Genomic DNA, 25,074 nt, shown 5'->3' with positions numbered 1-25,074 from the left:
CGGCATTGTCCTCGTCGGACCTGTTGCTGTCCCGCCGTGACCTGGCGTTCCTGCTGCACGACTGGCTGGACGTGGGCCGGCTGACCGAGCGCCCCCGATACGCCGAGCACTCCCGCGAGACGTTCGACGCGGTGCTCGACCTCGCCGCCCGGGTCGCCGCCGAGAAGTTCGCCCCGCACAACCGGGCCGCCGACACCGCCGAACCCACCGTCGACGGTGGTCGCGTGCGCACCATTCCGCAGGTCAGGGCCGCCCTGGACGCGTTCGCCGACACCGGCCTGTTCGCCGCCACGCTGGACGAGTCGGTCGGCGGCATGCAACTCCCGCACGCGGTGGCCGCCGCCGCGTTCGCCTGGTTCCAGGCCGCCAACGTCGGCACCTCGGCGTACCCGTTCCTCACCCTCGGCAACGCCAACCTGCTGCTCGCCCACGGCAGCGCCGACCAGGTCGACACCTGGGTCAGGCCGATGGTGGCGGGCCGGTTCTTCGGCACCATGTGCCTGTCCGAGCCGCAGGCGGGCAGCTCCCTGACCGACCTGACCACGCGGGCCGAGCCGCAGGACGACGGCACGTACCGGATCGTCGGCACCAAGATGTGGATCTCCGGCGGCGACCACGAGCTGGCCGAGAACATCGTGCACCTGGTGCTGGCCCGCATCCCCGGCGCGCCGCCCGGCGTGAAGGGGCTGTCGCTGTTCATCGTGCCGAAGGTGCTGCTCGACGAGGACGGCAACCTCGGGCCGCGCAACGACGTGGTGCTGGTGGGGCTCAACCACAAGCTCGGCTACCGGGGCACCACCAACGCGCTGCTCAACTTCGGCGAGGGCGTGCACCGGCCGTACGGGCGGGCCGGCGCGGTCGGCTACCTGGTAGGAAAGCCGCACCACGGACTCGCGGTGATGTTCCACATGATGAACGAGGCGCGCATCGGCATCGGCGCCGGCGCCACCGCGCTCGGCTACACCGGCTACCTGAAGTCCGTGGCGTACGCCCGGCAGCGCCCGCAGGGTCGCCCGGTCGCCGACAAGGACCCCACCACGCCGCAGGTGCCGATCGTCGCCCACCCCGACGTCCGCCGGATGCTGCTGGCGCAGAAGAGCTACGTGGAGGGCGCGCTCGCGCTGGTGCTCTACTGCGGACGGCTGCTCGACGAGGAGAAGACCGCCCCCGCCGAGGCCGACCGGGAACGGGCGCACCTGCTGCTGGAACTGCTCACCCCGATCGCCAAGAGTTGGCCGTCGCAGTGGTGCCTGGCCGCCAACGACCTGGCCATCCAGGTGCACGGCGGGTACGGCTACACCCGTGACTACGACGTCGAGCAGCACTGGCGGGACAACCGGCTCAACGCCATCCACGAGGGCACCCACGGCATCCAGGCGCTCGACCTGCTCGGCCGCAAGGTCACCATGCGCGACGGCGCAGCGCTGGAACTGCTGCTGGAGACCATTCGCGGCACCGTCACCCGAGCCTGGAAGGCCGAGGGGTTCGCCGCCGAGCTGGCCGGACAGCTCACCGCCGCCGTGGACCGCGTCGCCGTGGTGACGCGGCGGTTGTGGGCCGCTGGTGATCCGGAGCTGGCGCTGGCGAACGCCTCGGTGTACCTGGAGGCGGTCGGGCATGTGGTGATCGCGTGGATGTGGCTGGAGCAGGTGCTCGTGGTGGAGGCGCTGGGGACGCCGGACGGGGCCGAGGGGGAGTTCCTGGCGGGGAAGCGGCAGGCGGCGCGGTACTTCTACCGGTGGGAGCTGCCGAAGGTGGGTGCGCAGTTCGACCTGCTGGAAGGGCTGGACCGGACCACGCTGGACATGCGGGAGAGCTGGTTCTGAGGGCATGCCTACAGATTGAACCGAAACCCCGAAACGGATTGTGTGTGCGCCGCCAAAGGGCTTCGCAACCCGTCAGTCTTCTCCCGCTGCTTCAGGAATTAGCTGCTGGACTCCCCTGAACCTATGGTGTTCATGCGCTGGGCGGTGCGAGCCAGGATAGGGTCTGCTCGGCCAATGCGGCGTCGGCGAGACGGTGAGCGGAAGCTGTTTTGAGCGATGCCCGTGAGCTGTCGATCCAGCGCTGAACGTCGGCGACGCCCTGCTGCCGGTACTCGACCGCTTGGACGAGGCACTCCAACTTGTCCGCGTCGCGGGCCACGACGGCTTCCAGGGTTTCGCCGGCCTCGTACTCGGCGACGGCGGCATTGATCACATCAGCAACGGGCGGCGGGCAGCCGGCGACCTGGTCGGCGGTGACGGCGGTGTTGGGCGCGGCGGTGAGGTAGCGCCTGGCGATGTGCGGGATGTCGGTGATCCGGGTTTCCTGGGTGTCGTGCAGGACGCACAACATCGAGACCCTAGCCGGGTCGGCCCCCTCCATAGCTGCGAGCATCATGCCGATGAGCGCCGTGCGGAACGAGTGTTCGGCGATTGACTCGGGATGCTTCACACCGGCGAACCACCAACCGGTACGGGCGGCGCGCTTGAGCACGCCGGCCTCGAAGATGAAGCTCATCGCTCCTGCGGCGTCCTGGTCCTCGCTCATCTGCCCGTCCCTGTACCGGTGACTCCGTCAGCACGGAGGCTGTAGAGGATAGACGTTAGTTCTTGTCGTGACTGCGTGGACAGCTGGTCACTGTCGAGCAGCATGGCGCACCGGTGGACGGCGCCGGATCCGGAGTACGACCAAAAGGTGTGGGAGGAGCAGGTCCGCCAGCACAAGCTGGGGCACCTGCGCAACGAGCGTCCGAGGGTACGCATCCGCCGGATCGTGTGACGGGTGCGAAACTGGGCCGGTGACTCACCCGCTCGCGCGCCGCGTCTACGACACCTGCCATCTCACCGGCCGGTTCCATCTTCGATCCGGGCAGGTCAGCGACGAGTACTTCGACAAGTACCTGTTCGAGGGGAAGCCGGAGCTGCTGCGTGAGGTCGCCGAGGCGATGGTGGCCCTGCTGCCGGAGTGCGACGTGCTGGCGGGGATGGAGATGGGTGGCATCCCGATCGCCACGGTGATGTCCCAGCTGACCGGGCTGCCGACGGTCTTCGTGCGGAAGCAGGCGAAGGAGTACGGCACTGCGAAGGTGGCCGAGGGTGGGCCGGTGAGCGGTCTGCGGGTCGTGGTGATCGAGGACGTCGTGACCACGGGAGGCGCGCTCCTGGCCTCGTGCGGACACCTGCGGTCCGTAGGTGCCCAGGTGGAGACGGTGGTCTGCGCGATCGACCGCGAGCAGGGCGGCCGGGAGAACCTGGCCGCCGAGGGGCTGCAGCTCCGCGCCGCCCTCACCCGCCGGGACCTGGAAGCCGCACTGACGGCGTGAGGCTAGGGCTGCGCCGGCCCGCTGCTGACGTTGTACGCGTTCTTGGCGGCGACCACTGCGGCCTGGATGTGCTCGGGGTCGACGCCGTGGACGTTGAGCGGCGGGTGCAGACGCCGGACGAGTTCGGCCTCGATGTCCGCCGGCTCGGCGTCCTCCGCCCAGGTCAGGCGCAGGTGCTCGTGCATCCACGCGGTCAGCCGTGTCTCGTCCTCGGGAATCAGGACGACCCGGTCGGTCCAGGTCGTCCGGTAGCCCTCGGGCACGAGGAGCCCGGCCAACGTGCGGCGCAGCGTCGAGCTGCCCGAGCGCCGCAGATGGTTGCGCAGGATCCGGCCGCGCAGGCTGGTCGCCCGGCCCAGATAGAGCATCCGCCGCGACGGGTCGCTGTCGTTCGGCGGCCCGGGAAGGTCCGGGAGGACCGAAGGAGCAGCCCACCAGGCGTAGACGCCGCTGCCACGGGCGAGCCGCTTGACGGCGACATCGAGGGCGACCGGCACACCGGTGAGCAACCGCAGGGCCTCGTCGACCCGGGCTTCGTCGGTCGGGACGTCGGTGGGTAGCCGTTCAGGGATGGTCACCGGGACCATCCTAGGGTGAGTACGAGCGCGACGGCGCGCCCCGTCGTGCAGCCGATGCTAGGTTCGCCGGCATGACGGTGCGCATCACGGCCGGACAGTTCCACGCGGCCGGCGGTGTCGAGGACTGGCGCTGCCTCTACCACGTGGTCTCGGCGTATTTCCGCACCGGCTCGCTGGGTGAGGGCATAGCGTTCGTCGAAGAGATCGGCCGGCTCGCCGGTGGCGCGGAGCAGCAGTACGTCAACGTCGATCTGCGTCATGCCGGCGTCACGGTGTCCCTGTCGTCGCGCGACGTCACGCTGGCCCGGCGGATCTCGGCTGCCGCCAGGGACCTGGGCATCCCCGCCGACCCGACCGCCGTGCAGCTCGTCAACGTCACACTCGACGCCCTGGTCGGCGCGGACGTGCTGCCGTTCTGGCGGGCGCTGCTGGGTTACCGCCAGATCGACGACGACTATCTGGCCGATCCGGCACGCCGGGGTCCGGGCTTCGGGGTGCAGCCGATGGATGCTCCGCGTCCACAACGCAACCGCATGCACCTTGATGTCGCCGTCCCACATGATCAGGCCGAGGCCCGAATCGCCGCCGCGTTGGCTGCCGGTGGCCGGCTGGTCTCTGATGCGCACGCACCGAAGTGGTGGGTCCTGGCAGACGCCGAGGGCAACGAGGCGTGCGTCGCCACCTGGCTCGGCCGATGACGGCGGCCCACTCGGAAGCTCACGGCCGCCATCGATCGTGTCGACCGACGCTCGCCGACGTGGGCCGGCACGAACAGACACACCGGCTTGACCGTCGGCCACACTGACGGCATGACGACGATCGTGCCAACAGGCCCCGCCGATCCGGCGTTCGATCAGGTAGCTGCTCTCTTCGACGACTACCGGGCGCACTACGGCCAACCGTCGATCCCGGAGGTCACCCGCTCCTGGCTGCACGACCAGATCGCACAACACCGGATCTCCGCTGCTGCCGCCATCCGAGCTGATCACGTCTGCGGCTTCATCACGGTCACGATCATGCCGGCATCGCTCATGCTGGGCACCTCATGGTCGGTCCGCGACCTCTACGTGGCCCCGGACCATCGCCGTAGCGGTATCGCGAACGCCCTGCTCCAGCACGTCATCCGCAACGCCCGTGCCGCTGGCGCGCATCGCGTCTCGCTCCAGACCGAGACCGACAACATCCCCGCCCTGACGCTCTACACCGACATCGGCTTCCAGCCCGTCACCGGCCTGGCACTACTCAACCTCACCGTCGACCCCACCCGCGAAGATCGAGGAGAAAGCGCTGGCCCTGTCCCGAAGGCGAGGCGAGGCTGAACGCGTGGCTTCGCGATCGGTGTACGTGTGGACAGCTCCCGGCTGCCTGCCAGCTCGGTAGGCACTGCGGACCGCGTCGGCGGGGTTATCGGCTCGTACGCCCCCGGACCGCCCGCCGGTCCCTGACCTGGCGCGACGCTCTCCGGTGACTCCCACGTGAATCTGGTGTCGGCGTTCGACTCGGCGAACCTCGGCATCCCGATCGCCACCCAGGTTCTCGACGACGTGTCGTTCCTGGCGGCGGTGCTGCTGCTGCAGGTGCTGGCGGTGGCGCCGGTCATCGTGGTCGCCCTGGACCGGCACCGCGACCCGGAGTGGCGGGCACGGGTCCGCCGGATCGCCTCCCGGCCCGTACGCAACCCGGTGATCCTGGCGTCGCTGCTCAGTGTCGCGTGCTCGACCGCCGGCCTGCACCTGCCGTCGGTGGCCGCCGCGCCGCTGACCCTGCTGGCGGACGCCGCGGTTCCGGCCGCCCTGGTCGCGCTCGGCGCGTCGCTGCACGAGCGTGACCTCGTCAACTGGGCGCTGACCACCGGCTTCGAGGCGGTGGAACATCTGGTGCTGAGACGGCAGTGGCGTGGATCGAGCGACGAGTGCGGGCTGGCGGACATCACCTCCCGGGCGTTCGTCGTCCGCCGAGGGAACGACGTGCTCGCGGCGGCCGGCTACCGACACTGGCCGGGGCACGTGGCCCATCTCGGCGTGCTCACCAGGCCGGATCGTCGCGGGCGAGAGCTGGCGCGTGCGGTATCCTCGGCGGCGGTCGCGGACGCGTTGGCGCACGATCTGTTGCCGCAGTGGCGGGCCCGGCCGGGGCCGTCGCGCCGGGTGGCGCGGGCGCTGGGGTTCCGTCAGCTCGGCACTCAACTGAGTCTCTCGCTCGCCGAGGAGTGACGACATGGAGTACGGCACCCGCGAGGAACTGCTGCGCCGCCTGGCCGATGCGGCCGGGGCCGTGCGCGCCGCGCACCCGACGCGGGTCGCGGTCGACGGGCCGCCGGCTGCCGGCAAGAGCACGCTCGCCGACGAACTGGCGGTCGCCCTGCGCGCGCGTGGCCGGGCCGTCATCCGGGCGACGGTCGACGACTTCCTCGTCCCCCGGCAACGGCGCTATCGGCGCGGTGAGTTCACGGCCGAGGGCTGCTACCTCGACGCCCACGACCACGGCGCGCTGAACCGGATGCTGCTCGATCCGTTGGGGCCGGGTGGGCACCGACGCTTCCAGCACGCGGTCTACGACCACGCCACGGACACCGTGCTGTCGCCGCCGGTCCGGACCGCTGCGGTCGACGCGGTGCTGCTCTTCGACGGCGTCTTCCTGCTACGCCCGGAACTGGTCGACCGGTGGGAACTGCGCGTCCTCGTGTCGGTCGCGCTCGACCGGATCGTGGCGCGGGCTGTGATCCGGGAGGGGCGGGTGTCGTCGCGGGCCGAGGTCGAACGGCGTTGGCGGGAGCGCTACCTCCCGGCCCAACGGCTCTACGCCACCAGGGCTCGTCCGGCCGACCTCGCCGACGTCGTGCTGCACAACGACGAGCCGCAGCGGCCGGCCTGGGAGTTCCGGACGCGCCGGACGGCCGGCGACTATGACACCGGTTCCAGCACGACGACCGGGATCTGACGGGCGGTCTTCCGCTCGTAGTCGGCGAAGCCCGGGTACGCGGCCTTCTGCGCGCTCCAGATCCGGTCCCGCTCGTCGCCGTCCGCGACCCGGGCGACCAGATCGATCGTCTCCGTGCCGATCTCGGCCCGGACCCGCGGCTGGGCGAGCAGGTTGTGGTACCAGTCGGGATTGGTGGGCGCGCCCGCCTTGGACGCGAACACGGCGTAGCCGTCATCCAGCTTCTGATACATCATCGGGTTCACCCGGGGCTGGCCGCTGCGGGCGCCGACGGTGTGCAACAGCAGCAGCGGTGCGCCGGCGAACTGGCCGCCCACCTGGCCGCCGTTGTCCCGGAACTCTGCGATGATCTTGTCATTCCAGTCGCTCACGACTACTCCTCATCCCGCTGGCCGGCGCTCGGAACACTACCCTGATCGTTACCAACGATGCGGCGGCGATGATGCGGCGACCAACCCTGTTCCTGACCGTGGGACTTCCGTGCACCGGGAAGACCACCGCCGCTCGGCGGATCGAGGTCGAACGGAACGCGCTTCGCCTCACCAAGGACGAATGGGTGAAGGCTCTCTACGGGCACGCGAATCCACCCTCGGCGCAGGACGTTATCGAAGGACGCCTCATCCAGATCGGGCTGCGCGCCCTCGAACTCGGCACCAACGTCGTGATCGACTTCGGCCTGTGGAGCCGGGACGAACGCTCGGCGCTACGCCAGGCGGCGACCGACGCCGGCGCGGGGGTGGAACTGCGCTACTTCGCGCTCACCGCCGTCGAGCAGCGCAGGCGGGTCGCCCGGCGCCAAGCCGAAACGCCGCACACGACGTGGCCGATGTCCGACCAGGAACTCGCCGAGTGGGCCGCAACCTTCGAGGTCCCGACGCCGGGTGAACTTGACGGCAGCGAACCGGTCGACGACCCACCGGCCGGATTCGCGACCTGGCAGCAGTGGCGCGTCCACCGCTGGCCCCCGTCGGTGTCCTGACCGGAGTTCGATCACGGCGCGTTCGGCGGCTTGGCCTTCTGCGGGTAGATCGTCTCGTGGCGGGCCAGCATGGCGACGAACTCGCCGATCTTCCGTGCCCGGGTCTCCGCCCGCTTGACGGCATTGAGTCGGTAGACGAGCGCGAACCTGTTGGTCTTGGTGAGCACGTCGAACATCGCCTGCGCGGCGGGCTCGGCAGCGACGGCGGCGAGCAGGTCGGCCGGCACCTCGACCTCTGACGGCGGGGCGTAGGCCGCCGCCCAGCGCCCGTCCGCCTTCGCAGCCTCCACCGCGGCGCGGCCGGCGGGCCGCATCCGCCCCTGCTCCTCCAGCCGGGCCACGTGCGCGACGTTGCGCTGCGACCAGGAACTGCGGGGGCGGCGCGGGGTGAACCGGATCCACGAGGTCTCCGCGTCCCGCTTGCGGGCCTGCCCGTCGATCCAGCCGAAGCACAGCGCCTCGTCGACCGCCTGTTGCCAGGTCAGCGTGGTGACCGTGCCCCCCTTTTTGGTCAGGGCGAGCCACACGCCTGGCGACGTGGCATGGTGGGCCGACAGCCAGGCGCGCAGTTCCTTGGCGTCCCTGACCACCAACTCGTCCAACTCGGCGCTCGCCATGACGGAAGGCTAACCGTTCGGTATGACGCACCCGATCACCGCCGAGCTGGTCCGGGATCTGCTCCGCGACCAGCATCGCGACCTCGCCGACCGTCCGCTCCGGCTCGCGGCGCGCGGGTGGGACAACCAGATGTGGCGGCTCGGCGACGACCTGGCCGTCCGGCTTCCCTGGGCGACCGCGACGGCGGGCGCGCTGCTGTACAAGGAACATCACTGGGTGCCCGGGCTCGCCGCGCGCCTCCCGCTGCCGGTGCCCGACAACGGCGTCCACGGTCGACCGGGCGGCAAGGCCACCTGGGGGCCGCCCGCCGCCGCCGCGCTGCGACGCCTGACCGGCACGATCCGCTGAGCGATGTCGTACCCGGCCGGGACACTCCGGGACATGGCGACTTTCGTGCTGATCCACGGTGGCGGGGGCAGCGCCTGGGACTGGCATCTCCTGGTGCCCGAGCTGACCGACCTCGGCCACGACGTGGTGGTGCCGGAGCTGCCGATCGAGGACAGGTCGGCCGGCCTCGCCGAGTTCTGCCAGGTGGTCGTCGACGCGGTCGGCGACCGGCGTGATCTCGTGGTGGTCGGCCACTCCTACGGCGCGTTCACCGCGCCGCTGGTCGCCGAGAAGCTGCCGGTCCGGCTGCTCGTCCTGCTCACCCCGATGATCCCCCGGCCGGGTGAGCGGCCCGCCGACTGGTGGGACGACACCGGCTACCGGGGCGCGGAAGGTCTGAGCGAGGAGCAGCAGTTCTACAACGGCGTGCCGGCCGAGGTGGTGGCCGAGGCCGCGCGCCACGCGCGGCAGCACGTCAGCGCCGAGGGCGACGAGCCCTGGCCCCTCGGCTCCTGGCCGGACGTGCCGACGACCGTGCTCATCGGCCGTGAGGACCAGTTCTTCGAGGCGGACTTCCAACGGCGGGTGACCGCCGAGCGGCTCGGCATCACACCCGACGAGATCGACGGCGGCCACTCGGTGCCGCTCAGCCACCCGAAGCAACTCGCCGATCGGCTGTCCGGCTACCTGCTGCCCTGAGCCCGCGGCTCGTAGGGTTCCGGGCATGACGACGGAACAGGTCCGCCGGGCGTACGCCGCCGTGGCGGACCGCTACATCGAGCTGTTCGGCACGAGCGGCCAGGTGCACGCCGACGACCTCGCGTTCATCCGGCGGCACCTGACCGGACGGCCCGGGCCGGTGCTCGACCTCGGGTGCGGGCCGGGCCACCTGACGGACTTCCTCCGCGCGCTGGGCGCGGACGCTACCGGCTTCGACATCGTGCCCGAGTTCATCGCCCACGCCCGGGCCGCCCACGACGGCGGTCGCTACGTGTTCGGGTCGATGGAGCGGCTTCCGCTCGCCGACCGGAGCGCGGCCGGCATCCTGGCCTGGGGTTCGGTGATCCACCTGCCGCCGCCCGACCTCGACGGCGTGCTCGCCGAGTTCCGGCGGGTGACCGCGCCGGGCGCGACCGCGGTGTTCGGCATCTTCGTCGGCGACGAGATCGCCGCGTTCGACCACAAAGTGACGACCGCCTACCGCTGGCCGGTCGACGAGTTCTCCGCCCGGCTGGCGGGTGCCGGCTTCACCGAGGTGCAGCGCCGGCACCGGCCCGGTGACGGCGCCCACCGGCCGCACGCCGCCGTCGCGGCGGTGCGGACCGCCGGCTGAGTCGGGCCGGCGGAAAACGATCGCCGGGGTCGGCCGGGTCGTGCGATCGTTGCCGGATGCCCCAACCGATCTTGCGTACCGAGCGGCTGCTGCTGGTTCCGCTGGCCGACCGGCACCTCGACCTGGAGGTGCGGCTCGACTCCGACCCCGAGGTGCTGCGCTTTCTCTTCGACCGGCCGCGTACCAGGGACGAGGTGATCGGCTATCACGCCCGGCGGATGGGCCACGCGGCCAAGGTCGACGGCCTGGGCTTCTGGATGGCGTTCGGGTCCGGTGACGCCACGCCTGGCTCGGCCGCGCCGGCCAGCGAGGACGAGGGCGAGTTCGTCGGCCTCATGATGCTCCCGCCGGCGCACGGCCCGGACCAGCCCGACGACCCCACCGTCGCGGAACTGGGCTACCGGCTCGTCCGCCGGCACTGGCGCAAGGGCCTGGCCAGTGAGGCGTCCCGCCGCCTGCTGCGGCACGCCTTCGACACCGTCGGGCAGCGCCGGGTGATCGCGCAGACCATGGCCGTGAACGTCGGCTCGCGCGGCGTCATGGAGGCCGTCGGCATGCGCTACGTGCGCACGTACTTCCCCCGCTGGGACGAGCCGTTGCCGGGCGCGGAGCAGGGCGAGGTCGAGTACGAGATGACCCGGCAGATGTGGCGGGCCCGCTGAGGTTGTCCCGATCCGTCGGCGAACCGCGCTCACGAACCGGTCCGGCCGGACGGTGTGGGCGCGGGGACGCCGGTCGACGCGGACGCGTCGGACCGCAGGAGCGCCGCGCCGGGCAGCAGCAGCGGGGTGGCGAGCAGGCACCCGCCGGAGACGGCGATCGCGGCCAGCGGGCCGACGACGGTGGCCAGCACACCCCACAGCACCGTGAGCGCGGCCTGGGTGAGCCGGCTGCCGACACTCCACGCGCCGAGCACCCGGGCGGCCCGGTCCGGGGGAGTCCGCCGCAGGCGTTCGGTGGCCTGGATCGGGTTGAACACACCCATGCACACGATCAGCAGGGACTCCACCACGATCACGGTGACCAGCCCGGTGACGCCGGGCCGCAGGAACGCCAGCCCGAGCGGGAAGATCGAGCGCAGCCAGCCGGCCGTGGTCATGACCCGGTGCAGGCCGTGCCGCCGGACCAGACCGGGGGAGAGCCGGGCACCCACGAAGCCACCCAGCGCCGGCAGGCCGAACGCCAGCCCGTACTGCCAGGCCGGGAAGCCGTAGTCGCCGAGCAGCAGCACGGCCAGCAACGGGACGGTGGCCGTGATCAGACCGCCGACCAGCACCGCGTTGAGGAACAGGCGCCGCAGTACCGGGTCGTGGCGGATGAACCGCCAGCCGGCGAGCACGTCGGCGCCGCGCCTGCCGCCGGTGCGGGGCGTCGCCACGTCACCCCCGCGGACGCGCCGCACCGCCACCGCGGAGAGCAGGTAGCTCACCGCGTCGGCGGTGACGGTGACGACCGGGCCGAGCAGCCCGACCAGCGCGCCGCCGAGCGGCGGGCCGAACGCGGTCGCCACCCAGGCCGTGCCCTCGAACCGCCCGTTCGCGACCAGCAGCCGGTCGCCGGTGACCAGATGCTTCAGGTACGCGCCGGACGCCGCCGTGAACGCGATGCCGGCGCTCCCGGAAACCACCGCGACGACAAGGAGTTGGCCGTAGCTGAGCAACCCCAGGCCGTACGCGACCGGCACGCTCGCCAGCGCGGCGAACCGGACCAGGTCCATGCTGATCATCACCGGGCGCTTCGGCCGGTGCTCCACCCACGGTCCGAGCGGGATCGCGACGAGCGCCGCCACCGCCAACCCGGCCGCCTCCAGCAGCGACACCGCGACCGCCGACGAGTGCAGCACCCGCACCGCGAGCAGCGGAAACGCGCCGAAGGCGAGCCACGTTCCGTAGGTGCTCACCGCGTAGGCCCACCACAGCCGGCCGAAGTCGGCCCCCAGTTTCTCCCGCATCCTGCGCATCAGACCGGCGACCGGCGGGCGGGAGCAAACAACCACCGACGGGCGAGCCACAACCGTCGGTTGGGCGGCCATAGGCTGAGCCGGTGGACACCGAGGCAGTGCGATCGTTCGTCCGGGCGGCCGAGCTTGGGCAGTTGCGGCACGCGGCCGACGAGCTGGGCGTCACCCAGCAGGCCGTCTCGAAGCGCGTCGCCGCTCTGGAGCGGGAACTGGCCGTCCGTCTGTTCACCCGCACCGCCCGGGGGGTCGACCTGACCCTCGACGGCCAGGCGTTCCTGCCGCACGCCCGCGGTGTCGTCGCGCACGCCGACCGCGGCGTGGCCGCGGTCCGGCCGGCCTCCCGGGCCCCGCGCGTGGACGTGCTCGGCCTGCGCAGCGCGCAGGCCGTCCTGCTGCACGACTACTGGCGCTCACGCCCCGGCGTCGACCTCGACGTGGTGACACTGCGGGTGGACGACCCGCACCGGGTCGCCGCGGCCGTCGCCGCCGGTTACCTCGACGCCGCCTTCCGCACCGTCACCGACCCGGCGACGCTGCCGCCCGACGTGCGGATGGTCCACGCGTTCGACTCCCCGCTGGAACTCCTCGTCGGCCCCCGGCACCCGCTCGCCGCCGCCCCCACGCTGACCCCACCCGAGCTGCGCCGGCACCGGATCTGGGTGCCGGGCATCGTGGCCGGCAGCGAATGGGCGGAGTTCTACGACCAGCTCGCCGCCGCGTTCGACCTGCGCGTCGACGCCGCCGGGCCGAACTTCGGCACCGAGGTCCTCCTCGACGCGCTGGCGGACTCCGCCGACCTGGCCACCCTCGTCGGCGCCCGCGACCGCTACCTCTGGCCGCCCGGCCACGACCTGCGGCGCATCCCGATCGTGCGCCCGACGCTCGCGTACCCGATCTCGCTGCTGCTGCCGGCGGACCCGCACCCGGGCCTCCGGCCGATCATCGACCACCTCGCGAGCCTGCCGCCGCTGTCCGAGCCGGTCTGGCGACCGTCCTGGCCCCGGTTCACCCCGGCGGCGGTCCGGGGCCACGCGGCGGGGGACCGACGGCTAGGGTGCCGACAGTGGACGTAACCGGCTGGCTCGACGACACCCGGCCGACGAGTGCCTCACCGGGTTGCTCGCCTGGTTCTCGCTCATCCACGTCCCCGACGCCGAGATGCCCACGGTCCTCGCCGAGTTCCACCGGGTGCTGCGTCCGGGCGGTGTCGTGCTGCTCGGGTTCCACGCCGGCGACGGCAGCCGGCTCAAGACCGAGGGGTACGGCGGCCACCCGATGCGCGTGCACGTGCACCGGCGACCGCCGGAGCGGGTCGCACGATGGCTTGACTCGGCCGGGTTCACGGTGGAGGCCGAGATGACGCACCACCCGGCCCCGGGTGTCGAGGGCGGATTTGTCTTCGGCCACCGGTGAGCGCGCTACCGTGCCCGGGTGACCGAGGCTCCGGTGCCGTCCACGCTCGACTACTACCTGCTCGACCCGGCCACGCCGGTCGGGCTGCTGGTCGAGGAGTTCGACCTGGCCGAAGACCTGTCGGCGACGCGGCTGCGTACCGCCGGGTGGACGCCGGCGGACGGCGGCTGGTGGAGTTCGGCGGCCTTCGCCCGAGCGGTGCGCGCGGACCCGAACGTGCGGGCCCGGGTCCGCGCGGTCACCCGCGCCGACGCGGAGGAGACCTACCGCCGGTCGGGCGGTCGGGTGCTGCCCGACGAGGAGACGCTGCGCGGCCACTTCCGGGACGACGTGCCGTTGGCGGCCGTGGCGCCGTTGCGGCTCGGCGTCGGTCCGGCCGTGCACCGGGTGCTGTTCGCCGGCGGGCTCGACGCCGCGCCGCTGGCCGCCCTGCGCCGGGCCCTGCGCCTCGACGGGAGCACCGCCGCCGGCGTCGTCGGGACGGGACGGCTGCGCGTCGACGACGTCACGCTCCGCTGGGATCTGCGTCGCGTCGGTGGCGGGGTGGCGTGGTGCCTCGACGTGACGGCCGAGCCGCTCGACCGGACCGTGGTGCGCCCGCTGCTACGCCGGCTCATCGACGTCGTGCGACGCCACGGCCTGGTGCCCGCGACCGTCGAATGCCTCGACTGAGGCTTGGTCCCGGTCGGCCCGTTCCTGGCTCCGCGAGTGGTCACCCGGACGGGAGCGCTGCCGCCTCGACATCGGCGACCCGCAGCGCCACCCGTACCGGCGGCTCGTCACTCGTCGCCCGGCCCCGTCAGTCGGTGAACTCGACACCGGCGAGGGTGGCCGAGCGGTGCGCGGCGAGGCGTTCGGCCTGCTCGGTGACGGCCCGGCGGTGGGCGGCGGTGAGCTTCTGCCACGGCTGCACGGCGACGGTCAGCTTCGCGCCGGCCTTGCGGGGCCGCCAGGTGCCGATCAGGTCGCCGTCGGCCAGCACCGCGCCCGGCCGGCCCAGCACCGGCCACAACTCCTTGGCGCGGATCGGTTCGGGCGCCAGCGTCGCCCGGTCCTTCGCCTGGAGGAAGAGGTCGAACGGGCCGAGCAGCCGGGTCGCGGTGCTCTCGGCCGACGCCAGCGCCGCCTCGTCGTCGGCCAGCAGCGAGCGGGTCTCGCCATCGACGGTCACCTGCACCACGTCCTGCGGCCAGCGTGCCTGCACGTCCTTGACCGGGGCGTCGAGGTAGCCGGCCACCTGTTTCGGCGTGGCCGGGCCGAGCAGTCGCAGGTAGGCGCGGACGACGTCGAACCGGTCACCGGGGGCCGCCGCGCGGCGGAACGCCGGGATGCGGCGCAGCACCGGCGGTGAGGTGCCGGGCGTCAGCTCCAGGCCGGCCCGGACGGCGGCCAGGCGGAATGGCATCTCGTAGAGGTGGGTGGCACCGCACGGGCGGCAGAACCGCAGGTAGGGCTCGGGCAGCGTCTCGGCGAGGCGGCCCGAGACGTCTCCCTTGACCGTCGGCCCGGTGACGATCGCCCGCATCCGGTCGGCCACCTCGTCGAGCGCGGCGAGGATGCCGATCCCGGCGGCCTTCAACGGCTTGGCCGCGTCGTAGATGCGTTTGCCGGCGTCGGCGTCCGAGAACGGCTCGACCGCGGCCGCCACCCGCCCGACGTCGGCGCGACGGTAGAGGTGGGGGGCGCCGCGCACGGTCCAGAGCAGGACCAGGTCGTCGCCGGAGCACGCCGACGCGTCGACGCCGCGCACGGCCAACGCCCACCGGCCGCCGTCGGGGCCGGTGTCCTGCGCGCCGAGGTCGAGCACGGCCGTGTCGGCAGGCGTGCCCTCGGCGCGGTCGAGCTGCTGGGCGCGGACGCGGAAGCTCAGCACCTGCCGTCGGTCGACCATCGCCACAGCCTAGGCGCAGGCACCGACACCGGCCGCGAGACGCGGCCGGTGTCGGGTCAGTGTGCCCGCTGCCCCGCGACCGGCGGGGAGGTCGAGCCCTCCGCCCGGCGGGGGCCGCCCGAACGCTTGAGCGCGAAGACGCCGCCGCCGATCAGCACGGCGCCGAGGACGATCCCGACGAGGTTGCCGTCGGCGAGGCTGCCGACCGCCATCAGCAGCCCGCAGATCACCGCCACCACGCCGACGATTCGCAGCAGATAACGCCCGACCGCCTTACCCCGTGACTCCATCATGGACGCCCGTCTACCCGTGCCGGCGCGGCGGCAAACGTCAGCGCGCGCCGGGAGAGCGACCGACTCAGGGGTGCGGGCGGATCTCCATCTCGGCCACCAGCCCGCCGACGAGCCGGTAGACGTGTGTGACGGTCTGGTTCGTGAGTTCGGCGCCGGCTGAGTCCCGGACGACCTGGTGGACGGTGACCGCGACGCGGCCGTCGGGTTCGGCGGCGAACCCGGTCGGCGTCACCGTCGGCTCCAGCTCGGCCCACTGCCGGCGCCAGTAGTCGCCCACCTCGGCGCGGCCGTGCAGGACGCCGCCCTGCCAACCGTTGGGCCAGGTGACGTCCGGGGTCATCGCCGCCAGCAGGGTCGGCACGTCGCGCGCGTTGAACGCCTCGTAGAGGCCGGCGAGTCGGGCGCGTGCCGGGTCGGGTGCCGTCATGCGTCGAGTGTGGCCCGCACGCCGGGGTGTCCGCCGGCGACTTCGCGCTCGGCAGAACGTCAGCCGTCGGCGAGCAGCCGGTCGCGGACCTCGCGGCGGAGGATCTTGCCGATCTGCGAGCGGGGCAGGTCCTCGACCACCACCACCCGGCGGGGCACCTTGTAGCCGGCCAGGTGGGCGCGGCAGGCGGTGCGGATCGCCTCCGGGGGGCCGGCCGCCGCGACGTCGAGCACCACGGCCGCGACCACCTCCTCGCCGTCCGCGGTGGGCACCCCCACGGCGGCGGCCTCGACCACGCCGGGAATGCGGCGTAACGCCTCCTCCACCTCGGACGGGTAGACGTTGAAGCCGCCGGTGATGATCAGTTCCTTGATCCGGTCGACCACGGTCACGAACCCGTCGGCGTCCATGGTGACGATGTCGCCGGTGCGCAGCCACCCGCCGGGCAGCAGCACCCGCGCCGTCTCGTCCGGCCGGTTCCAGTAGCCGGAGAACACCTGCGGGCCGCGGACCAGCAGCTCACCGGCCGCACCGGCGGGCCGGTCGCGGGTCGGGTCCTCCGGGTCGACGATGCGGATCTCGGTGGAGGGGAACGGCACTCCGACCGTGCCGGGGCGGCGGGTCGGCGCGACCGGGTTGCCCAACGTGATCGGGGACGTCTCGGTCATGCCGTAGCCCTCGACCAGCAGCCCGCCGGTCACCTGCTCCCAGAGGTCCACAGTGGTCGGCGGCAGCGCCATCGCGCCGGAGATGGCGTACCGGATCGAGGTGAGGTCGGCGCCGCGCTCGCGGGCGGCGGTGGCCAGCCGCGCGTAGACCGGCGGCACCGCCGGCAGGAACGTCGGCGGGCGTCGCCGGGTCGCGTCGAGCACCTGGTCGACGTCGAAGCGCGGGAACAGCACGAGCGTCGCCCCGATGCCCACGGCGAACGTGAGGCAGAGCGTCAGCCCGTAGGCGTGGAACAGCGGCAGCACCGCGTACACGGTTTCCGCGCCGTCACGCAGGCCGGGCACCCAGGCCCGGCCCTGCGCGGCGTTGGCCCGCAGGTTGCGGTGGGTCAGCACGGCGCCCTTGGGCACGCCGGTGGTGCCGCCGGTGTATTGGAACAACGCGACGTCGTCGACGCCCGGGCCCGGGTGCGCGGCCGGCAGTTCGCCGGCGGCGGCGAGCAGGTCCGACCACGCCGGCGCACCGGGCGCGGGGCCGGTCATGGCCGCGCGGGCGGCGCGGACCTTCGGCAGCGGCAGCCGCAGCGCCCACCGCTTGAGCCGGGGCAGCGCCGCGGTCAGGTCGACCGCGACCACGGTACGCACGGCGCCGCGCCCCGCCACCAGCGGCGCGATCCGGTCCCACACGACGGCCACCTCGGCGCCGTGGTCGGTGAGTTGCCGGTCAAGCTCGTCGGCGGTGTAGAGCGGGTTGTGCTCGACCACCACCGCGCCGAGGCGCAGCACCGCGTAGAAGGCGACCACGTGCTGCGGACAGTTCGGCAGCACCAGCGCCACCCGGTCGCCGGGCGAGACGCCGAGTCGGCGCAGCGCCTCGGCGGCGCGGGCCACCTGCTCGGCCAGCTCGGCGAAGGTGGTGGTGGCGCCGTAGAAGTCGAGCGCCACCCGGGGCCCGAACCGGGCCGCCGCGTCGGTGAGCAGGTCGACGAGCGACCCGTCCGGTTCGGCGATCTCGGCCGGCACCCCGGGTGCGTAGCTGCGGGTCCAGGGCCGCGGGTCGGTCGTGTCCATCGCCGTCTCTCCTCGCTGCGCGGATGACGGCCCAGCCTAACGTGACCGGCCGGTAACCTACGTTGGCGTAGGTTGCCGGGTTCGTCACATCAGCGGTGCGTCGCGGAGTGGCGGTGCGCCACCCGCCGGGTCTTCAGGATCGCGACGACGACGACCGCGGCCAGCGCGATCACCCCGATGATGATCAGCCAGCGGACCGCCTCCAGCAGCAGCCCGAGCAGGATGAGCACGCCGGCGACCACGCCGACCACCCAGAGCAACGCCCGCATGTCGTGCCTCCCGTCTCCTCCGGTGACCGCGCGCTTTCCCGCTCCGCCGGCGACCATGCCGGCGGCGGACGGTCAGCGCCGGGCCACGTAGACGGTGTTCGCCGCCGGGCGGCCCTGCAACGGGTTGGGGAACCGGACGACGTGCGCCACCGAGGTCGGGAACACCTCGGTCAGCGTGCGCTGGAAGGCGGAGTCCGGCGGGTCGTTCGACCAGAGCGCGAACACCCCGTCCGGGTGCAGCAGCGCGGCCAGCCGGCGCAGCCCGTCGACCGAGTAGAACGGGGCGTGGCTCGGGTGCAGCACGTGGCGGGGGGAGTGGTCCACGTCGAGCAGCACCGCGTCGAACCGCCGCCCCGGCTCGTCCGGGTCGAGACCGCCGTCGGCGACCGCGGCGAAGAAGTCCGCCCGGACGAACCGGGTACGCGGGTCCGCGGCCAGGCCGGCGGCGAACGGCAGCAGGTCCCGGCGGTGCCAGTCGATCACGTCCTCGATCGCCTCGAGCACCAGCAGCGACCGCACCCGGGCGTCCTCCAGCGCGGTGCGGGCGGTGTAGCCCAGCCCGAGCCCGCCCACCACCACGTCCAGCTTCTCCCCGGTGAGCGGGGCCAGGCCGAGCCGGGCCAGCTCGATCTCCGCGACCGGGAAGGCGCTCGACATGAGGTATTCGTCGTCCAGCTTCACCTCGTAGACGTCGGCGTCCAGCGCCGGATCCCGCCGCCGGCGCAGGCTGATCTCCCCGATCGGGGTCTCCCGCCAGGCCAACTCCTCGAAACGCACGCCCACCGCGGTCCTCTCCGCCGATCCGTCACCGGATGTTACCGGCCGGCTCCGGGTCCGGCTCGGCGAACGCCCACCCCACCGTCAGTCGGCGGGGCGGGTGGCCACCACCACGGTGTCCCGCGCGTCGACCGTGCCGCCGTCGGCGGTCGGCACCGGGCGGCGGGCTGTCTCGGCACGCCGGATGCGCAGCCCGGCCAGCCCGTCGACCACCGCCTCCGGGGTCAGCAACACGTTCGCGTCCTGCGGGCCGCCGGTGCCGTCGGCGAGGTTCGTCACATCGTGGCCGACCACCACGAGCGTGCCGCCGGGGCGTAGCGCCGAGCGGGCTGCGGCGAGCACCCCGGCGAAGTCGGCGGCCGGCAGGTGCAGGTAGCTGATCAGCACCAGGTCGTAGCTGCCCGGCACCGGCCGGTACGCGGTCACGTCGGCGACCCGCCAGTCGACCGGGACGCCCCGCGCGGCGGCCAGTTCCCGCCCCCGCTCGACGGCCACGGCCGAGAAGTCCACCGCGGCGACCCGCCAACCCTGACCGGCCAGCCAGAGCGCGTTGCGCCCCTCGCCGGCGGCGAGGTCCAACGCCGAGCCGGGATTCAGGCCGGCGACCGACTCGACCACGAACCGGTTCGGTTCAGCGCTCCACACCAGGCCGGATGCGGTCGCGTACCGGTCGTCCCAGGCGTTGCTGTCCACTGTGCACCCTCCTTCGACGGCCCCACACCGCCACCGTGACCGTACCGGCTGTGGCGAGAACGGCCAGCGCGAGCCCCGCGACCGGCGGCAACTGCCGGGCCAGGACGAACACGCCCATCACCACCACGAACCAGCCGAACGCCCGACGCAGGACGTCCTCCGGGATGCGGCCGGCCAGTCGGCCGCCGAGCAGGCTGCCCAGGATCGCGGCGGCGGTGACCGCGCCGGCGAGCCTCCAGTCGATCTGCACGCTGGACAGGTAGCCGGCCAGGCCGGCGAACGACTTCATCGCGATCACGACGAGCGACGTGCCGACCGCGACCGGCATCGGCAGCCCGCCGAGCAGGGCCAGGGCGGGCACCACCAGGAAGCCGCCGCCCGCGCCGACCAGGCCGGTGACCAGGCCGACCACCACACCGTCGAGGATCACCCGGCGCGCCGGCAGCTCGTGCGGAGTCGGACGCCCCTCGACCGGGCGCCGGCCGCGGATCATCGCGGCCGCGGTGGCGAGCATCATCAGCGCGAACGCGGTGAGCAGGACGCCCGCCGGGACGAACTCGGCCAGCCGGCCGCCGGCGTACGCCCCGGTCATCCCGGCCAGGCCGAAGACCAGGCCGGTGCGCCAGCGCACCCGGTGGGCGCGGGCGTGCGGCAGCACGCCGACGGCGCTCGTCGCGCCGACGACCAGCAGCGAGGTGGCGATGGCCTCCTTGGCGGGCAGGTCGGCGACGTAGACCAGCAGCGGCACGGCGAGGATGGACCCGCCGCCGCCGAGCAGGCCGAGGCTCACGCCGATGAGCACCGCGCCGGCCACGGTCAGCGCCAGCGCGGTCACGACCGACGCCCGGCGTCGCGCAGCTGACCGACGACCGTGTCCAGGTCGCAGCTCGCGCCCTGGTTGTAGGGCAGCTTGCTGAGCAGCATGCCCATGGCGCAGGTGCCCGAGACCGCCGCGAAGGTGAGGCCGGCGCCGATGAAGCCGGCCACCCACTTGAGGCCCGGCGCCCACACCGAGCCGACCACGGCGGCCAGCACGATCGAGCCGGCGACGAGGCGGACCTGGCGCTCCAGGTCCCAGCGCGGCCGGCCCCGGTTGACCGGGGCGTCCGTGGCCTGCCACGCGAGCATGCCGCCGTCGAGGACCTTGAGGTTGGGCAGGCCGACGGTGGCGAGCGCCTGCTCGGCCTGGGTGGCCCGGGCGCCGGAGCGGCAGATCAGCACCACGTCCTCGTCGAGGTGGTTGCGCAGCTCCTCGCGGTGCTCCTTGAGCAGGTCCAGCGGCACGTTGTAGGCGCCGGCGACGTGCGCGGCCTCGAACTCGCCGGGGGTGCGGACGTCCAGCATCCGGGGGGCGCGACCGGCGGCGATCAGCTCCCGCAGGGTGGCCGCGTCGACGGTCGAGGGACTCGTGGTGGTCATGCTTTCTCCTTCTGGGCAGGGGGCGTCGCCGGCCGGCGCGATGGGCGCGCCGGCCGGGCGTGGAACGGAGATCAGGCGGTCGGCGCCATCCGGACGCCGGCGGCCTCGGCCCGGGCGAACAGGTCGTCGATCAGCACCACGTCGCGGCCGGCGTTGGCCAGCAGGGACGCGGCGGCGGTGGCCCGGTAGCCGGAGCCGCAGTGCACCCAGACCGTCCCGGCGGGCACGTCGGCGAGCCGGGCGGGCAGGTCGGGCAGCGGGACGTGCACCGCGCCGTCGATGTGGCCCGCCCGCCACTCGTTGGTCATCCGCACGTCGAGGACGACCTGCGGGGCGGGCAGCCCGGCGGGCACGTCGCCGGCCTGCGCGGCGGCCAGGGCCGCGAAGTCGGCCACGGCCAGCCCGCGCACCTCCGACCGCTCGGTGGCCCACTGCTCGGGCGCGCCGGTGGCCTGGGCGGCCGGCCGGTCGATGCCGATCCGGACCAGTTCGCGCCGGGCGTCGGCGACCTGGTCCGGGGTCTCGGCCAGGAGCGTGATCGGCACGCCCCAGTCGATCAGCCAGCCGAGCCAGGTCGACATCGGCCCGTCCAGGCCGAGGCTGACGGTGCCGGCCAGGTGCGAGGCCGCGTACGCCTTGCGCTGCCGCAGGTCGACCACCCACTCGCCGCCGGCGATCCGGCGGCGCAGCTCACCGGCGTCGGCGCGGGCTACCGGGGTGAGGTCGACCGGGGCGGGACCGGCGGCGTTGGCCACGCCCATGTGGGCGTAGTAGGCCGGGTAGGCGTCCAGGCCGGCGAGCGTCTCGGTGACGAACCGATCGGCGGCCAGCCGCAGCACCGGGTTGGCCTCCTTCTCCCGGCCGATGGTCGACTCGGGCGCGTCGGCCTGGCTGGCCGAGCAGAAGCTGCCGAAGCCGTGTGTCGGCCACACCTGTGCGCCGTCGGGCAGCAGGTCGGTCAGCTTGCGGGCGGAGGCGTGCTGGTGGTGGGCCAGTTCGTGGGCGTGCTGCTGGCCCAGCAGGTCGGTGCGCCCGGTGGTGCCGAACAGCAGGGAACCGCCGGTGAACACGCCCACCGGCGTCCAGCCGCCGTCGCTCGCCTCGTCCAGCACGTACGACAGGTGGTGGAACGTGTGGCCGGGCGTGCCGACGACCCGCAGCCGCAGCTCGTCCGACACCGGCACCACGTCGCCGTCGGCCACCGGCACCCGCTCGAAGCCGACCTCGTCGGCGGCGGCCACCAGGTAGTGCGCGCCGGTGATCCGGGCCAGATCCCGGCCGCCGGAGACGTAGTCGTTGTGGATGTGGGTCTCCACCACGTGGGTGATGCGTGCTCCCTGGGCTCCGGCCAGGTGCAGGACGCGGTCGATGTCGCGCTGCGGGTCGACCACGATCGCCACCCGGCCGTCGGAGGCCAGGTAGCTGCGGTCGCCGAGCGAGGACGTGGCGATGACGGACACCTCGACGGTCACGTGCCGTTCTCCTCTCTTTGCGTCACATACCCCCGGGGGTATGTGACGGACAGACTGCGGCCCGGGTTTCCCGGGCACGGGAGTACCCATCCGGGCCGCGATCACGCGACCCGGATCGGGCGTTGCGTGCTGGCTAGGCCAGGGCGAGGAAGAGCTTCTCCAGCTCCTCCTCGGTCATCTCCGGCTCCTCGCCCGCCTGCCGGGCGGTGCCGCAGTGCCGCATGCCGGAGGCGATGATCTTGAACCCGGCCCGGTCGATGGCCTTGGACACCGCGGCGAGCTGGGTCAGCGCCGCGCGGCAGTCCTCGCCGTTCTCCATCATCTCGATCACGGCATTGAGCTGGCCCCGGGCCCGCTTGAGCCGGGTCAGCGCGTCGCTGGTCATCTCGGGTCGAAGCTTCACGTCCCACCTCCTGCACCGAACATACCCCAGGGGGTACCCGACCCGCCACCCGGCCAGGCGGTGGACCAGAGGGGCGGGGGGTGGGGGCACGCAGGGTCGCCGGAGGATCGACGCAGCGCTTATCCTGTGCGGCGACTATCCCGGTGGGGGGACCTGATGGCGTCGCGGCAGGACCAGCTGCACTCGTACCAGTTCGCCGTGCAGCGGGCGGTCGCCGCGCTGGTCATGCGCGAGACCGACCCGGCGCGGTCGCCGTTCCGCCGGCTGGCCGGCGCCGGCCTGGCCAGCTTGCTGGTGGCGGCGATCGCGCTCGGCGCGACGGCCCTGTACGGGCGGTGGGCCGGCGGCGGCAGCGCCTGGCGGGACAGCCGCGCGGTGATCGTGGAGAAGGAGTCCGGCGCCCGCTTCGTCTACCGCGACGAGAAGCTGCACCCGGTGCTCAACTACGCCTCGGCCCTGCTGATCATCGGAGCGGACCGGCCGCAGACCGTGCTGGTGAGCCGCCGCGCCATCGAGGGTGTGCCACGTGGCCTGCCGCTCGGCATCGCCGACGCCCCCGACTCGCTGCCCGCGGCGAACCGGCTGGTCCGCGACGCCTGGACGATCTGCTCGTCGGTCACCGGTGAGGCCGGCCGGGCCGAGGCCCGGTCCACGTTGCTGATCGGCCGCGGCGCGGCGGGCGGCCAGGCGCTCGGTGAGCAGGGGCTGCTGGTCCGCCACCCGGACGGCGGGCTGCACCTGCTCTGGCGCGACCGGCGTTACCTGCTGCGCGACACCGACCGCGCGCTCGCCGCGCTGGCCGCCACCCGGCAACGCGCCGTGCCGGTCGCGGCGGCGCTGCTCAACACGGTGCCGGCCGGCGCCGACCTGGGCCCGCCGCCGGTGGGCGACCTCGGCGCCCCCGCCGAGCGGGTGGACGGCGCCACCGTGGGCGATGTCTACCTGGTGCGCAACTCCGGTGGCGGCCGGCAGTACGCGGTGGCCGCACGCGGTGGGCTGGCCGGCATCACCGAGTTGCAGGCCGCGCTGCTGCTCGCACGCACCGGCCAGGGTGAGCCCGAGCCGATCACGCTCGGCCGGTTCGCCGCGCTGCCGAAGCTGCCCGACCTGGTGCCGTCGGGGCCGACCGCCCCGCCCGTCGTGCCGCCCCGCCTGGCCGCACCCGAGGGCGGCGCGCTCTGTGCCCGGGCCGGCGACGAGGCGGGGGCACGGGAGATCCGGTTCGGGGTGAGCGCGCCGGACCTGACCGCCGCTCCGCGTACCCCAGGGGGGCGCAGCGGGCTGGCCGACCGGGTCGTGGTGGAGCCGGGGCGCGGGGCGCTGGTGGAGGCGGTGGCCGCGCCGGGCGCGACCGGCGGCGCGGTCTGCGTGCTCACCGACCTGGGCCGGCGGTACGTGCTGGCCGGCGCGAGGGTGCCGGGGATGCTCGGCTACGCCGGGGTGCGCCCGGTGCGACTGCCGGCGAGCCTGGTCGATCTGCTGCCGGCGGGCAGCCCGCTGGACCCGGAGGCCGCCCGGGCGGTGGCCGCACCGGCGTGACGGGCGGGTCGGGCCGCCTGGCGCTCCACCGACGCGGTCTACGGCTCAGGCGGGCCGACGCAGCACCGTCACCGCGAACCCGGCGTCGTCGTGCCAGGGGCGCAGGTCCCAGGTGGCGAAACGGTGCTCGGGGCGCAGTCCGGCGCCCACCGCGTCGGCGTCCAGCGCGGCGACCGGGTAACCCCGGTCGGTGCCGAAGCCGACCACCACCGGGCCGTCCGGGCGCACGTGCGCGGCGATGCGGGCCAGCACGGCGCGTTCCGTGCCCGGGGCGACGAAGGTCATCACGTTGCCGGCCACCACCGCGGCGTGGAACGACTCCGCCTCACCCTGACCGGGCAGGTCCAGCTCGGCCAGGTCGGCGATCAGGAAGCGGGGGCCGGGGTGGTCGGCGCGGGCCGCCTCGATCAGGGTCGGGTCGGCGTCGATCCCGACCACGGTGTGCCCCCGGGCGGCCAGCGCGGCGGCCACCCGGCCGGTGCCGCAGCCGGCGTCGAGGATCCGCGCGCGCGGCGGCACGAGCGCGTCCACCAACCGGGCCTCGCCGGCCAGGTCGGCCCCCTCGGCGGCGAGGCGGCGGAACCGGTCGACGTACCACTGCGAGTGGCCGGGTTCGGTGTCGGTCACCCAGCGGGTCGGCTTGCCCATGTCCCCACGGTAACAAGCACGGTTACGGTGCCTATACCCGTTGATTTAC

General features: G+C 73.6%; 31 protein-coding genes and 2 pseudogenes. 16 read left to right on the top strand and 17 right to left on the bottom strand.

Features of this window, described 5'->3' with window-relative positions:
• The first annotated feature begins 5 nt into the window (after positions 1–5).
• The gene (locus tag AB0H28_RS11615; RefSeq protein ID WP_358037333.1) at positions 6–1,826 is read left to right on the top strand and encodes an acyl-CoA dehydrogenase; all 1,821 of its coding nucleotides are present in this window, start codon (positions 6–8) and stop codon (positions 1,824–1,826) included.
• A 130-nt stretch (positions 1,827–1,956) separates the two neighbouring features.
• Here the strand turns inward: AB0H28_RS11615 and AB0H28_RS11610 are convergent, their stop codons facing one another.
• A complete protein-coding gene (locus AB0H28_RS11610; RefSeq protein WP_358037330.1) occupies positions 1,957–2,532 on the bottom strand; it encodes an HD domain-containing protein in 576 nt (191 codons plus the stop codon).
• 75 nt (positions 2,533–2,607) lie between these two features.
• Here AB0H28_RS11610 and AB0H28_RS11605 point away from each other — a divergent pair, with 75 nt between their 5' ends.
• Positions 2,608–2,763, top strand: coding sequence for a hypothetical protein (locus tag AB0H28_RS11605; RefSeq protein WP_358037435.1), 156 nt, complete (start codon positions 2,608–2,610; stop codon positions 2,761–2,763).
• A gap of 19 nt (positions 2,764–2,782) precedes the next feature.
• A complete protein-coding gene (gene pyrE, locus AB0H28_RS11600) occupies positions 2,783–3,307 on the top strand; it encodes an orotate phosphoribosyltransferase (protein ID WP_358037327.1) in 525 nt (174 codons plus the stop codon).
• A gap of 2 nt (positions 3,308–3,309) precedes the next feature.
• On the opposite strand, the gene AB0H28_RS11595 is transcribed toward pyrE, so the two are convergent.
• Positions 3,310–3,894: a GIY-YIG nuclease family protein gene (locus AB0H28_RS11595; protein ID WP_358037324.1), complete on the bottom strand. Its 585-nt coding sequence runs from the start codon at positions 3,892–3,894 to the stop codon at positions 3,310–3,312.
• 62 nt (positions 3,895–3,956) lie between these two features.
• Here AB0H28_RS11595 and AB0H28_RS11590 point away from each other — a divergent pair, with 62 nt between their 5' ends.
• The 4 genes from AB0H28_RS11590 to AB0H28_RS11575 all read left to right on the top strand — a co-directional run bounded on the left by AB0H28_RS11590 (position 3,957) and on the right by AB0H28_RS11575 (position 6,825).
• Positions 3,957–4,583: a VOC family protein gene (locus tag AB0H28_RS11590; protein WP_358037321.1), complete on the top strand. Its 627-nt coding sequence runs from the start codon at positions 3,957–3,959 to the stop codon at positions 4,581–4,583.
• A 111-nt stretch (positions 4,584–4,694) separates the two neighbouring features.
• Positions 4,695–5,204 (top strand): GNAT family N-acetyltransferase, encoded by a 510-nt coding sequence (locus AB0H28_RS11585; protein WP_358037318.1) that lies wholly within the window; start codon positions 4,695–4,697, stop codon positions 5,202–5,204.
• A 156-nt stretch (positions 5,205–5,360) separates the two neighbouring features.
• The gene (locus AB0H28_RS11580) at positions 5,361–6,098 is read left to right on the top strand and encodes a GNAT family N-acetyltransferase (RefSeq protein ID WP_358037316.1); all 738 of its coding nucleotides are present in this window, start codon (positions 5,361–5,363) and stop codon (positions 6,096–6,098) included.
• Between the two features lie 4 nt (positions 6,099–6,102).
• Complete coding sequence (locus AB0H28_RS11575) at positions 6,103–6,825, top strand: AAA family ATPase (protein WP_358037313.1); 723 nt, start codon at positions 6,103–6,105, stop codon at positions 6,823–6,825.
• Here AB0H28_RS11575 and AB0H28_RS11570 read toward each other — a convergent pair.
• Entirely contained in the window at positions 6,789–7,196 is a 408-nt protein-coding gene (locus AB0H28_RS11570; RefSeq protein ID WP_358037310.1) for a nitroreductase family deazaflavin-dependent oxidoreductase, read from the bottom strand. The genes AB0H28_RS11575 and AB0H28_RS11570 overlap by 37 nt on opposite strands.
• Before the next feature lie 68 nt (positions 7,197–7,264).
• Here AB0H28_RS11570 and AB0H28_RS11565 point away from each other — a divergent pair, with 68 nt between their 5' ends.
• Positions 7,265–7,804, top strand: coding sequence for an ATP-binding protein (locus AB0H28_RS11565; protein ID WP_358037307.1), 540 nt, complete (start codon positions 7,265–7,267; stop codon positions 7,802–7,804).
• Between the two features lie 11 nt (positions 7,805–7,815).
• On the opposite strand, the gene AB0H28_RS11560 is transcribed toward AB0H28_RS11565, so the two are convergent.
• Positions 7,816–8,421, bottom strand: a complete 606-nt coding sequence (locus AB0H28_RS11560) for a YdeI/OmpD-associated family protein (protein WP_358037304.1) — start codon at positions 8,419–8,421, stop codon at positions 7,816–7,818.
• 22 nt (positions 8,422–8,443) lie between these two features.
• Here AB0H28_RS11560 and AB0H28_RS11555 point away from each other — a divergent pair.
• The 4 genes and pseudogenes from AB0H28_RS11555 to AB0H28_RS11540 form a co-directional block, all read left to right on the top strand.
• A pseudogene (locus AB0H28_RS11555) lies at positions 8,444–8,677 on the top strand (aminoglycoside phosphotransferase); the annotation flags it as partial.
• A gap of 126 nt (positions 8,678–8,803) precedes the next feature.
• Positions 8,804–9,448 carry an alpha/beta hydrolase gene (locus tag AB0H28_RS11550; RefSeq protein ID WP_358037301.1) on the top strand — a complete coding sequence of 215 codons (645 nt, stop codon included), beginning with the start codon at positions 8,804–8,806 and terminating at the stop codon, positions 9,446–9,448.
• Positions 9,449–9,473: 25 nt separating this feature from the next.
• A complete protein-coding gene (locus AB0H28_RS11545) occupies positions 9,474–10,082 on the top strand; it encodes a class I SAM-dependent methyltransferase (protein ID WP_358037298.1) in 609 nt (202 codons plus the stop codon).
• Positions 10,083–10,138: 56 nt separating this feature from the next.
• Positions 10,139–10,744: a GNAT family N-acetyltransferase gene (locus tag AB0H28_RS11540; RefSeq protein WP_358037296.1), complete on the top strand. Its 606-nt coding sequence runs from the start codon at positions 10,139–10,141 to the stop codon at positions 10,742–10,744.
• A gap of 29 nt (positions 10,745–10,773) precedes the next feature.
• On the opposite strand, the gene AB0H28_RS11535 is transcribed toward AB0H28_RS11540, so the two are convergent.
• A complete protein-coding gene (locus AB0H28_RS11535; RefSeq protein ID WP_358037293.1) occupies positions 10,774–12,033 on the bottom strand; it encodes an MFS transporter in 1,260 nt (419 codons plus the stop codon).
• 92 nt (positions 12,034–12,125) lie between these two features.
• Between AB0H28_RS11535 and AB0H28_RS11530 the strand changes: the two genes are divergently transcribed.
• The 3 genes and pseudogenes from AB0H28_RS11530 (at position 12,126) to AB0H28_RS11520 (ending at position 14,127) form a co-directional block, all read left to right on the top strand.
• Positions 12,126–13,115 carry a LysR family transcriptional regulator gene (locus AB0H28_RS11530; protein WP_358037290.1) on the top strand — a complete coding sequence of 330 codons (990 nt, stop codon included), beginning with the start codon at positions 12,126–12,128 and terminating at the stop codon, positions 13,113–13,115.
• Positions 13,116–13,137: 22 nt separating this feature from the next.
• Positions 13,138–13,455 (top strand): annotated as a pseudogene (locus AB0H28_RS11525) (SAM-dependent methyltransferase); the annotation flags it as partial.
• 18 nt (positions 13,456–13,473) lie between these two features.
• Positions 13,474–14,127 (top strand): hypothetical protein, encoded by a 654-nt coding sequence (locus AB0H28_RS11520; protein WP_358037287.1) that lies wholly within the window; start codon positions 13,474–13,476, stop codon positions 14,125–14,127.
• A gap of 127 nt (positions 14,128–14,254) precedes the next feature.
• Here the strand turns inward: AB0H28_RS11520 and AB0H28_RS11515 are convergent, their stop codons facing one another.
• The 11 genes from AB0H28_RS11515 to AB0H28_RS11465 form a co-directional block, all read right to left on the bottom strand.
• Entirely contained in the window at positions 14,255–15,346 is a 1,092-nt protein-coding gene (locus AB0H28_RS11515) for a winged helix DNA-binding domain-containing protein (protein ID WP_358037286.1), read from the bottom strand.
• Positions 15,347–15,402: 56 nt separating this feature from the next.
• Positions 15,403–15,639 carry a hypothetical protein gene (locus AB0H28_RS11510; RefSeq protein WP_358037283.1) on the bottom strand — a complete coding sequence of 79 codons (237 nt, stop codon included), beginning with the start codon at positions 15,637–15,639 and terminating at the stop codon, positions 15,403–15,405.
• A 64-nt stretch (positions 15,640–15,703) separates the two neighbouring features.
• Positions 15,704–16,066, bottom strand: coding sequence for a nuclear transport factor 2 family protein (locus tag AB0H28_RS11505; RefSeq protein ID WP_358037281.1), 363 nt, complete (start codon positions 16,064–16,066; stop codon positions 15,704–15,706).
• Positions 16,067–16,125: 59 nt separating this feature from the next.
• Positions 16,126–17,805, bottom strand: a complete 1,680-nt coding sequence (locus tag AB0H28_RS11500; protein ID WP_358037278.1) for a long-chain-fatty-acid--CoA ligase — start codon at positions 17,803–17,805, stop codon at positions 16,126–16,128.
• Positions 17,806–17,894: 89 nt separating this feature from the next.
• Positions 17,895–18,074: a hypothetical protein gene (locus tag AB0H28_RS11495; RefSeq protein ID WP_358037275.1), complete on the bottom strand. Its 180-nt coding sequence runs from the start codon at positions 18,072–18,074 to the stop codon at positions 17,895–17,897.
• A 72-nt stretch (positions 18,075–18,146) separates the two neighbouring features.
• Positions 18,147–18,857, bottom strand: a complete 711-nt coding sequence (locus AB0H28_RS11490) for a spermidine synthase (RefSeq protein WP_358037272.1) — start codon at positions 18,855–18,857, stop codon at positions 18,147–18,149.
• A gap of 78 nt (positions 18,858–18,935) precedes the next feature.
• Positions 18,936–19,544 carry a class I SAM-dependent methyltransferase gene (locus AB0H28_RS11485; protein ID WP_358037269.1) on the bottom strand — a complete coding sequence of 203 codons (609 nt, stop codon included), beginning with the start codon at positions 19,542–19,544 and terminating at the stop codon, positions 18,936–18,938.
• On the bottom strand, positions 19,483–20,379 hold the full coding sequence (locus AB0H28_RS11480) for a sulfite exporter TauE/SafE family protein (RefSeq protein ID WP_358037266.1): 897 nt from the start codon (positions 20,377–20,379) through the stop codon (positions 19,483–19,485). Before AB0H28_RS11480 ends, AB0H28_RS11485 begins: the two co-directional genes overlap by 62 nt.
• Positions 20,376–20,963, bottom strand: coding sequence for a rhodanese-like domain-containing protein (locus tag AB0H28_RS11475; RefSeq protein WP_358037263.1), 588 nt, complete (start codon positions 20,961–20,963; stop codon positions 20,376–20,378). Before AB0H28_RS11475 ends, AB0H28_RS11480 begins: the two co-directional genes overlap by 4 nt.
• A 71-nt stretch (positions 20,964–21,034) precedes the next feature.
• Positions 21,035–22,435 (bottom strand): MBL fold metallo-hydrolase, encoded by a 1,401-nt coding sequence (locus AB0H28_RS11470; protein WP_358037260.1) that lies wholly within the window; start codon positions 22,433–22,435, stop codon positions 21,035–21,037.
• 133 nt (positions 22,436–22,568) lie between these two features.
• Positions 22,569–22,838 carry a metal-sensitive transcriptional regulator gene (locus AB0H28_RS11465; RefSeq protein WP_358037257.1) on the bottom strand — a complete coding sequence of 90 codons (270 nt, stop codon included), beginning with the start codon at positions 22,836–22,838 and terminating at the stop codon, positions 22,569–22,571.
• A gap of 156 nt (positions 22,839–22,994) precedes the next feature.
• Here AB0H28_RS11465 and eccB point away from each other — a divergent pair, with 156 nt between their 5' ends.
• Complete coding sequence (gene eccB, locus AB0H28_RS11460) at positions 22,995–24,377, top strand: type VII secretion protein EccB (protein ID WP_358037254.1); 1,383 nt, start codon at positions 22,995–22,997, stop codon at positions 24,375–24,377.
• A gap of 45 nt (positions 24,378–24,422) precedes the next feature.
• Here eccB and AB0H28_RS11455 read toward each other — a convergent pair whose 3' ends face one another.
• Positions 24,423–25,025 (bottom strand): class I SAM-dependent methyltransferase, encoded by a 603-nt coding sequence (locus AB0H28_RS11455; protein WP_358037251.1) that lies wholly within the window; start codon positions 25,023–25,025, stop codon positions 24,423–24,425.
• Positions 25,026–25,074 lie beyond the last annotated feature (49 nt).

The sequence above is a fragment of the Micromonospora sp. NPDC050980 genome (genome assembly GCF_040653835.1).
Taxonomy (GTDB): Bacteria; Actinomycetota; Actinomycetes; order Mycobacteriales; family Micromonosporaceae; genus Micromonospora.
Note: the sequence above shows the minus strand (reverse complement) of the source record. Positions and strands in the feature narration are given on the sequence as shown.

Excerpts from the sequence above, each read along its gene's own strand:
- AB0H28_RS11495 (WP_358037275.1), bottom strand. The coding sequence starts at position 18,074 with ATGCGGGCGTTGCTCTGGGTGGTCGGCGTGGTCGCCGGCGTGCTCATC.
- AB0H28_RS11610 (WP_358037330.1), bottom strand. The coding sequence starts at position 2,532 with ATGAGCGAGGACCAGGACGCCGCAGGAGCGATGAGCTTCATCTTCGAG.
- AB0H28_RS11550 (WP_358037301.1), top strand. The coding sequence starts at position 8,804 with ATGGCGACTTTCGTGCTGATCCACGGTGGCGGGGGCAGCGCCTGGGAC.
- AB0H28_RS11515 (WP_358037286.1), bottom strand. The coding sequence starts at position 15,346 with ATGGTCGACCGACGGCAGGTGCTGAGCTTCCGCGTCCGCGCCCAGCAG.
- AB0H28_RS11565 (WP_358037307.1), top strand. The coding sequence starts at position 7,265 with ATGATGCGGCGACCAACCCTGTTCCTGACCGTGGGACTTCCGTGCACC.
- AB0H28_RS11595 (WP_358037324.1), bottom strand. The coding sequence starts at position 3,894 with ATGGTCCCGGTGACCATCCCTGAACGGCTACCCACCGACGTCCCGACC.
- AB0H28_RS11540 (WP_358037296.1), top strand. The coding sequence starts at position 10,139 with ATGCCCCAACCGATCTTGCGTACCGAGCGGCTGCTGCTGGTTCCGCTG.
- AB0H28_RS11500 (WP_358037278.1), bottom strand. The coding sequence starts at position 17,805 with ATGGACACGACCGACCCGCGGCCCTGGACCCGCAGCTACGCACCCGGG.
- AB0H28_RS11545 (WP_358037298.1), top strand. The coding sequence starts at position 9,474 with ATGACGACGGAACAGGTCCGCCGGGCGTACGCCGCCGTGGCGGACCGC.
- AB0H28_RS11585 (WP_358037318.1), top strand. The coding sequence starts at position 4,695 with ATGACGACGATCGTGCCAACAGGCCCCGCCGATCCGGCGTTCGATCAG.
- AB0H28_RS11560 (WP_358037304.1), bottom strand. The coding sequence starts at position 8,421 with ATGGCGAGCGCCGAGTTGGACGAGTTGGTGGTCAGGGACGCCAAGGAA.
- AB0H28_RS11505 (WP_358037281.1), bottom strand. The coding sequence starts at position 16,066 with ATGACGGCACCCGACCCGGCACGCGCCCGACTCGCCGGCCTCTACGAG.
- AB0H28_RS11590 (WP_358037321.1), top strand. The coding sequence starts at position 3,957 with ATGACGGTGCGCATCACGGCCGGACAGTTCCACGCGGCCGGCGGTGTC.
- AB0H28_RS11575 (WP_358037313.1), top strand. The coding sequence starts at position 6,103 with ATGGAGTACGGCACCCGCGAGGAACTGCTGCGCCGCCTGGCCGATGCG.
- AB0H28_RS11475 (WP_358037263.1), bottom strand. The coding sequence starts at position 20,963 with ATGACCACCACGAGTCCCTCGACCGTCGACGCGGCCACCCTGCGGGAG.
- eccB (WP_358037254.1), top strand. The coding sequence starts at position 22,995 with ATGGCGTCGCGGCAGGACCAGCTGCACTCGTACCAGTTCGCCGTGCAG.
- AB0H28_RS11510 (WP_358037283.1), bottom strand. The coding sequence starts at position 15,639 with ATGATGGAGTCACGGGGTAAGGCGGTCGGGCGTTATCTGCTGCGAATC.
- AB0H28_RS11535 (WP_358037293.1), bottom strand. The coding sequence starts at position 12,033 with ATGCGGGAGAAACTGGGGGCCGACTTCGGCCGGCTGTGGTGGGCCTAC.
- AB0H28_RS11455 (WP_358037251.1), bottom strand. The coding sequence starts at position 25,025 with ATGGGCAAGCCGACCCGCTGGGTGACCGACACCGAACCCGGCCACTCG.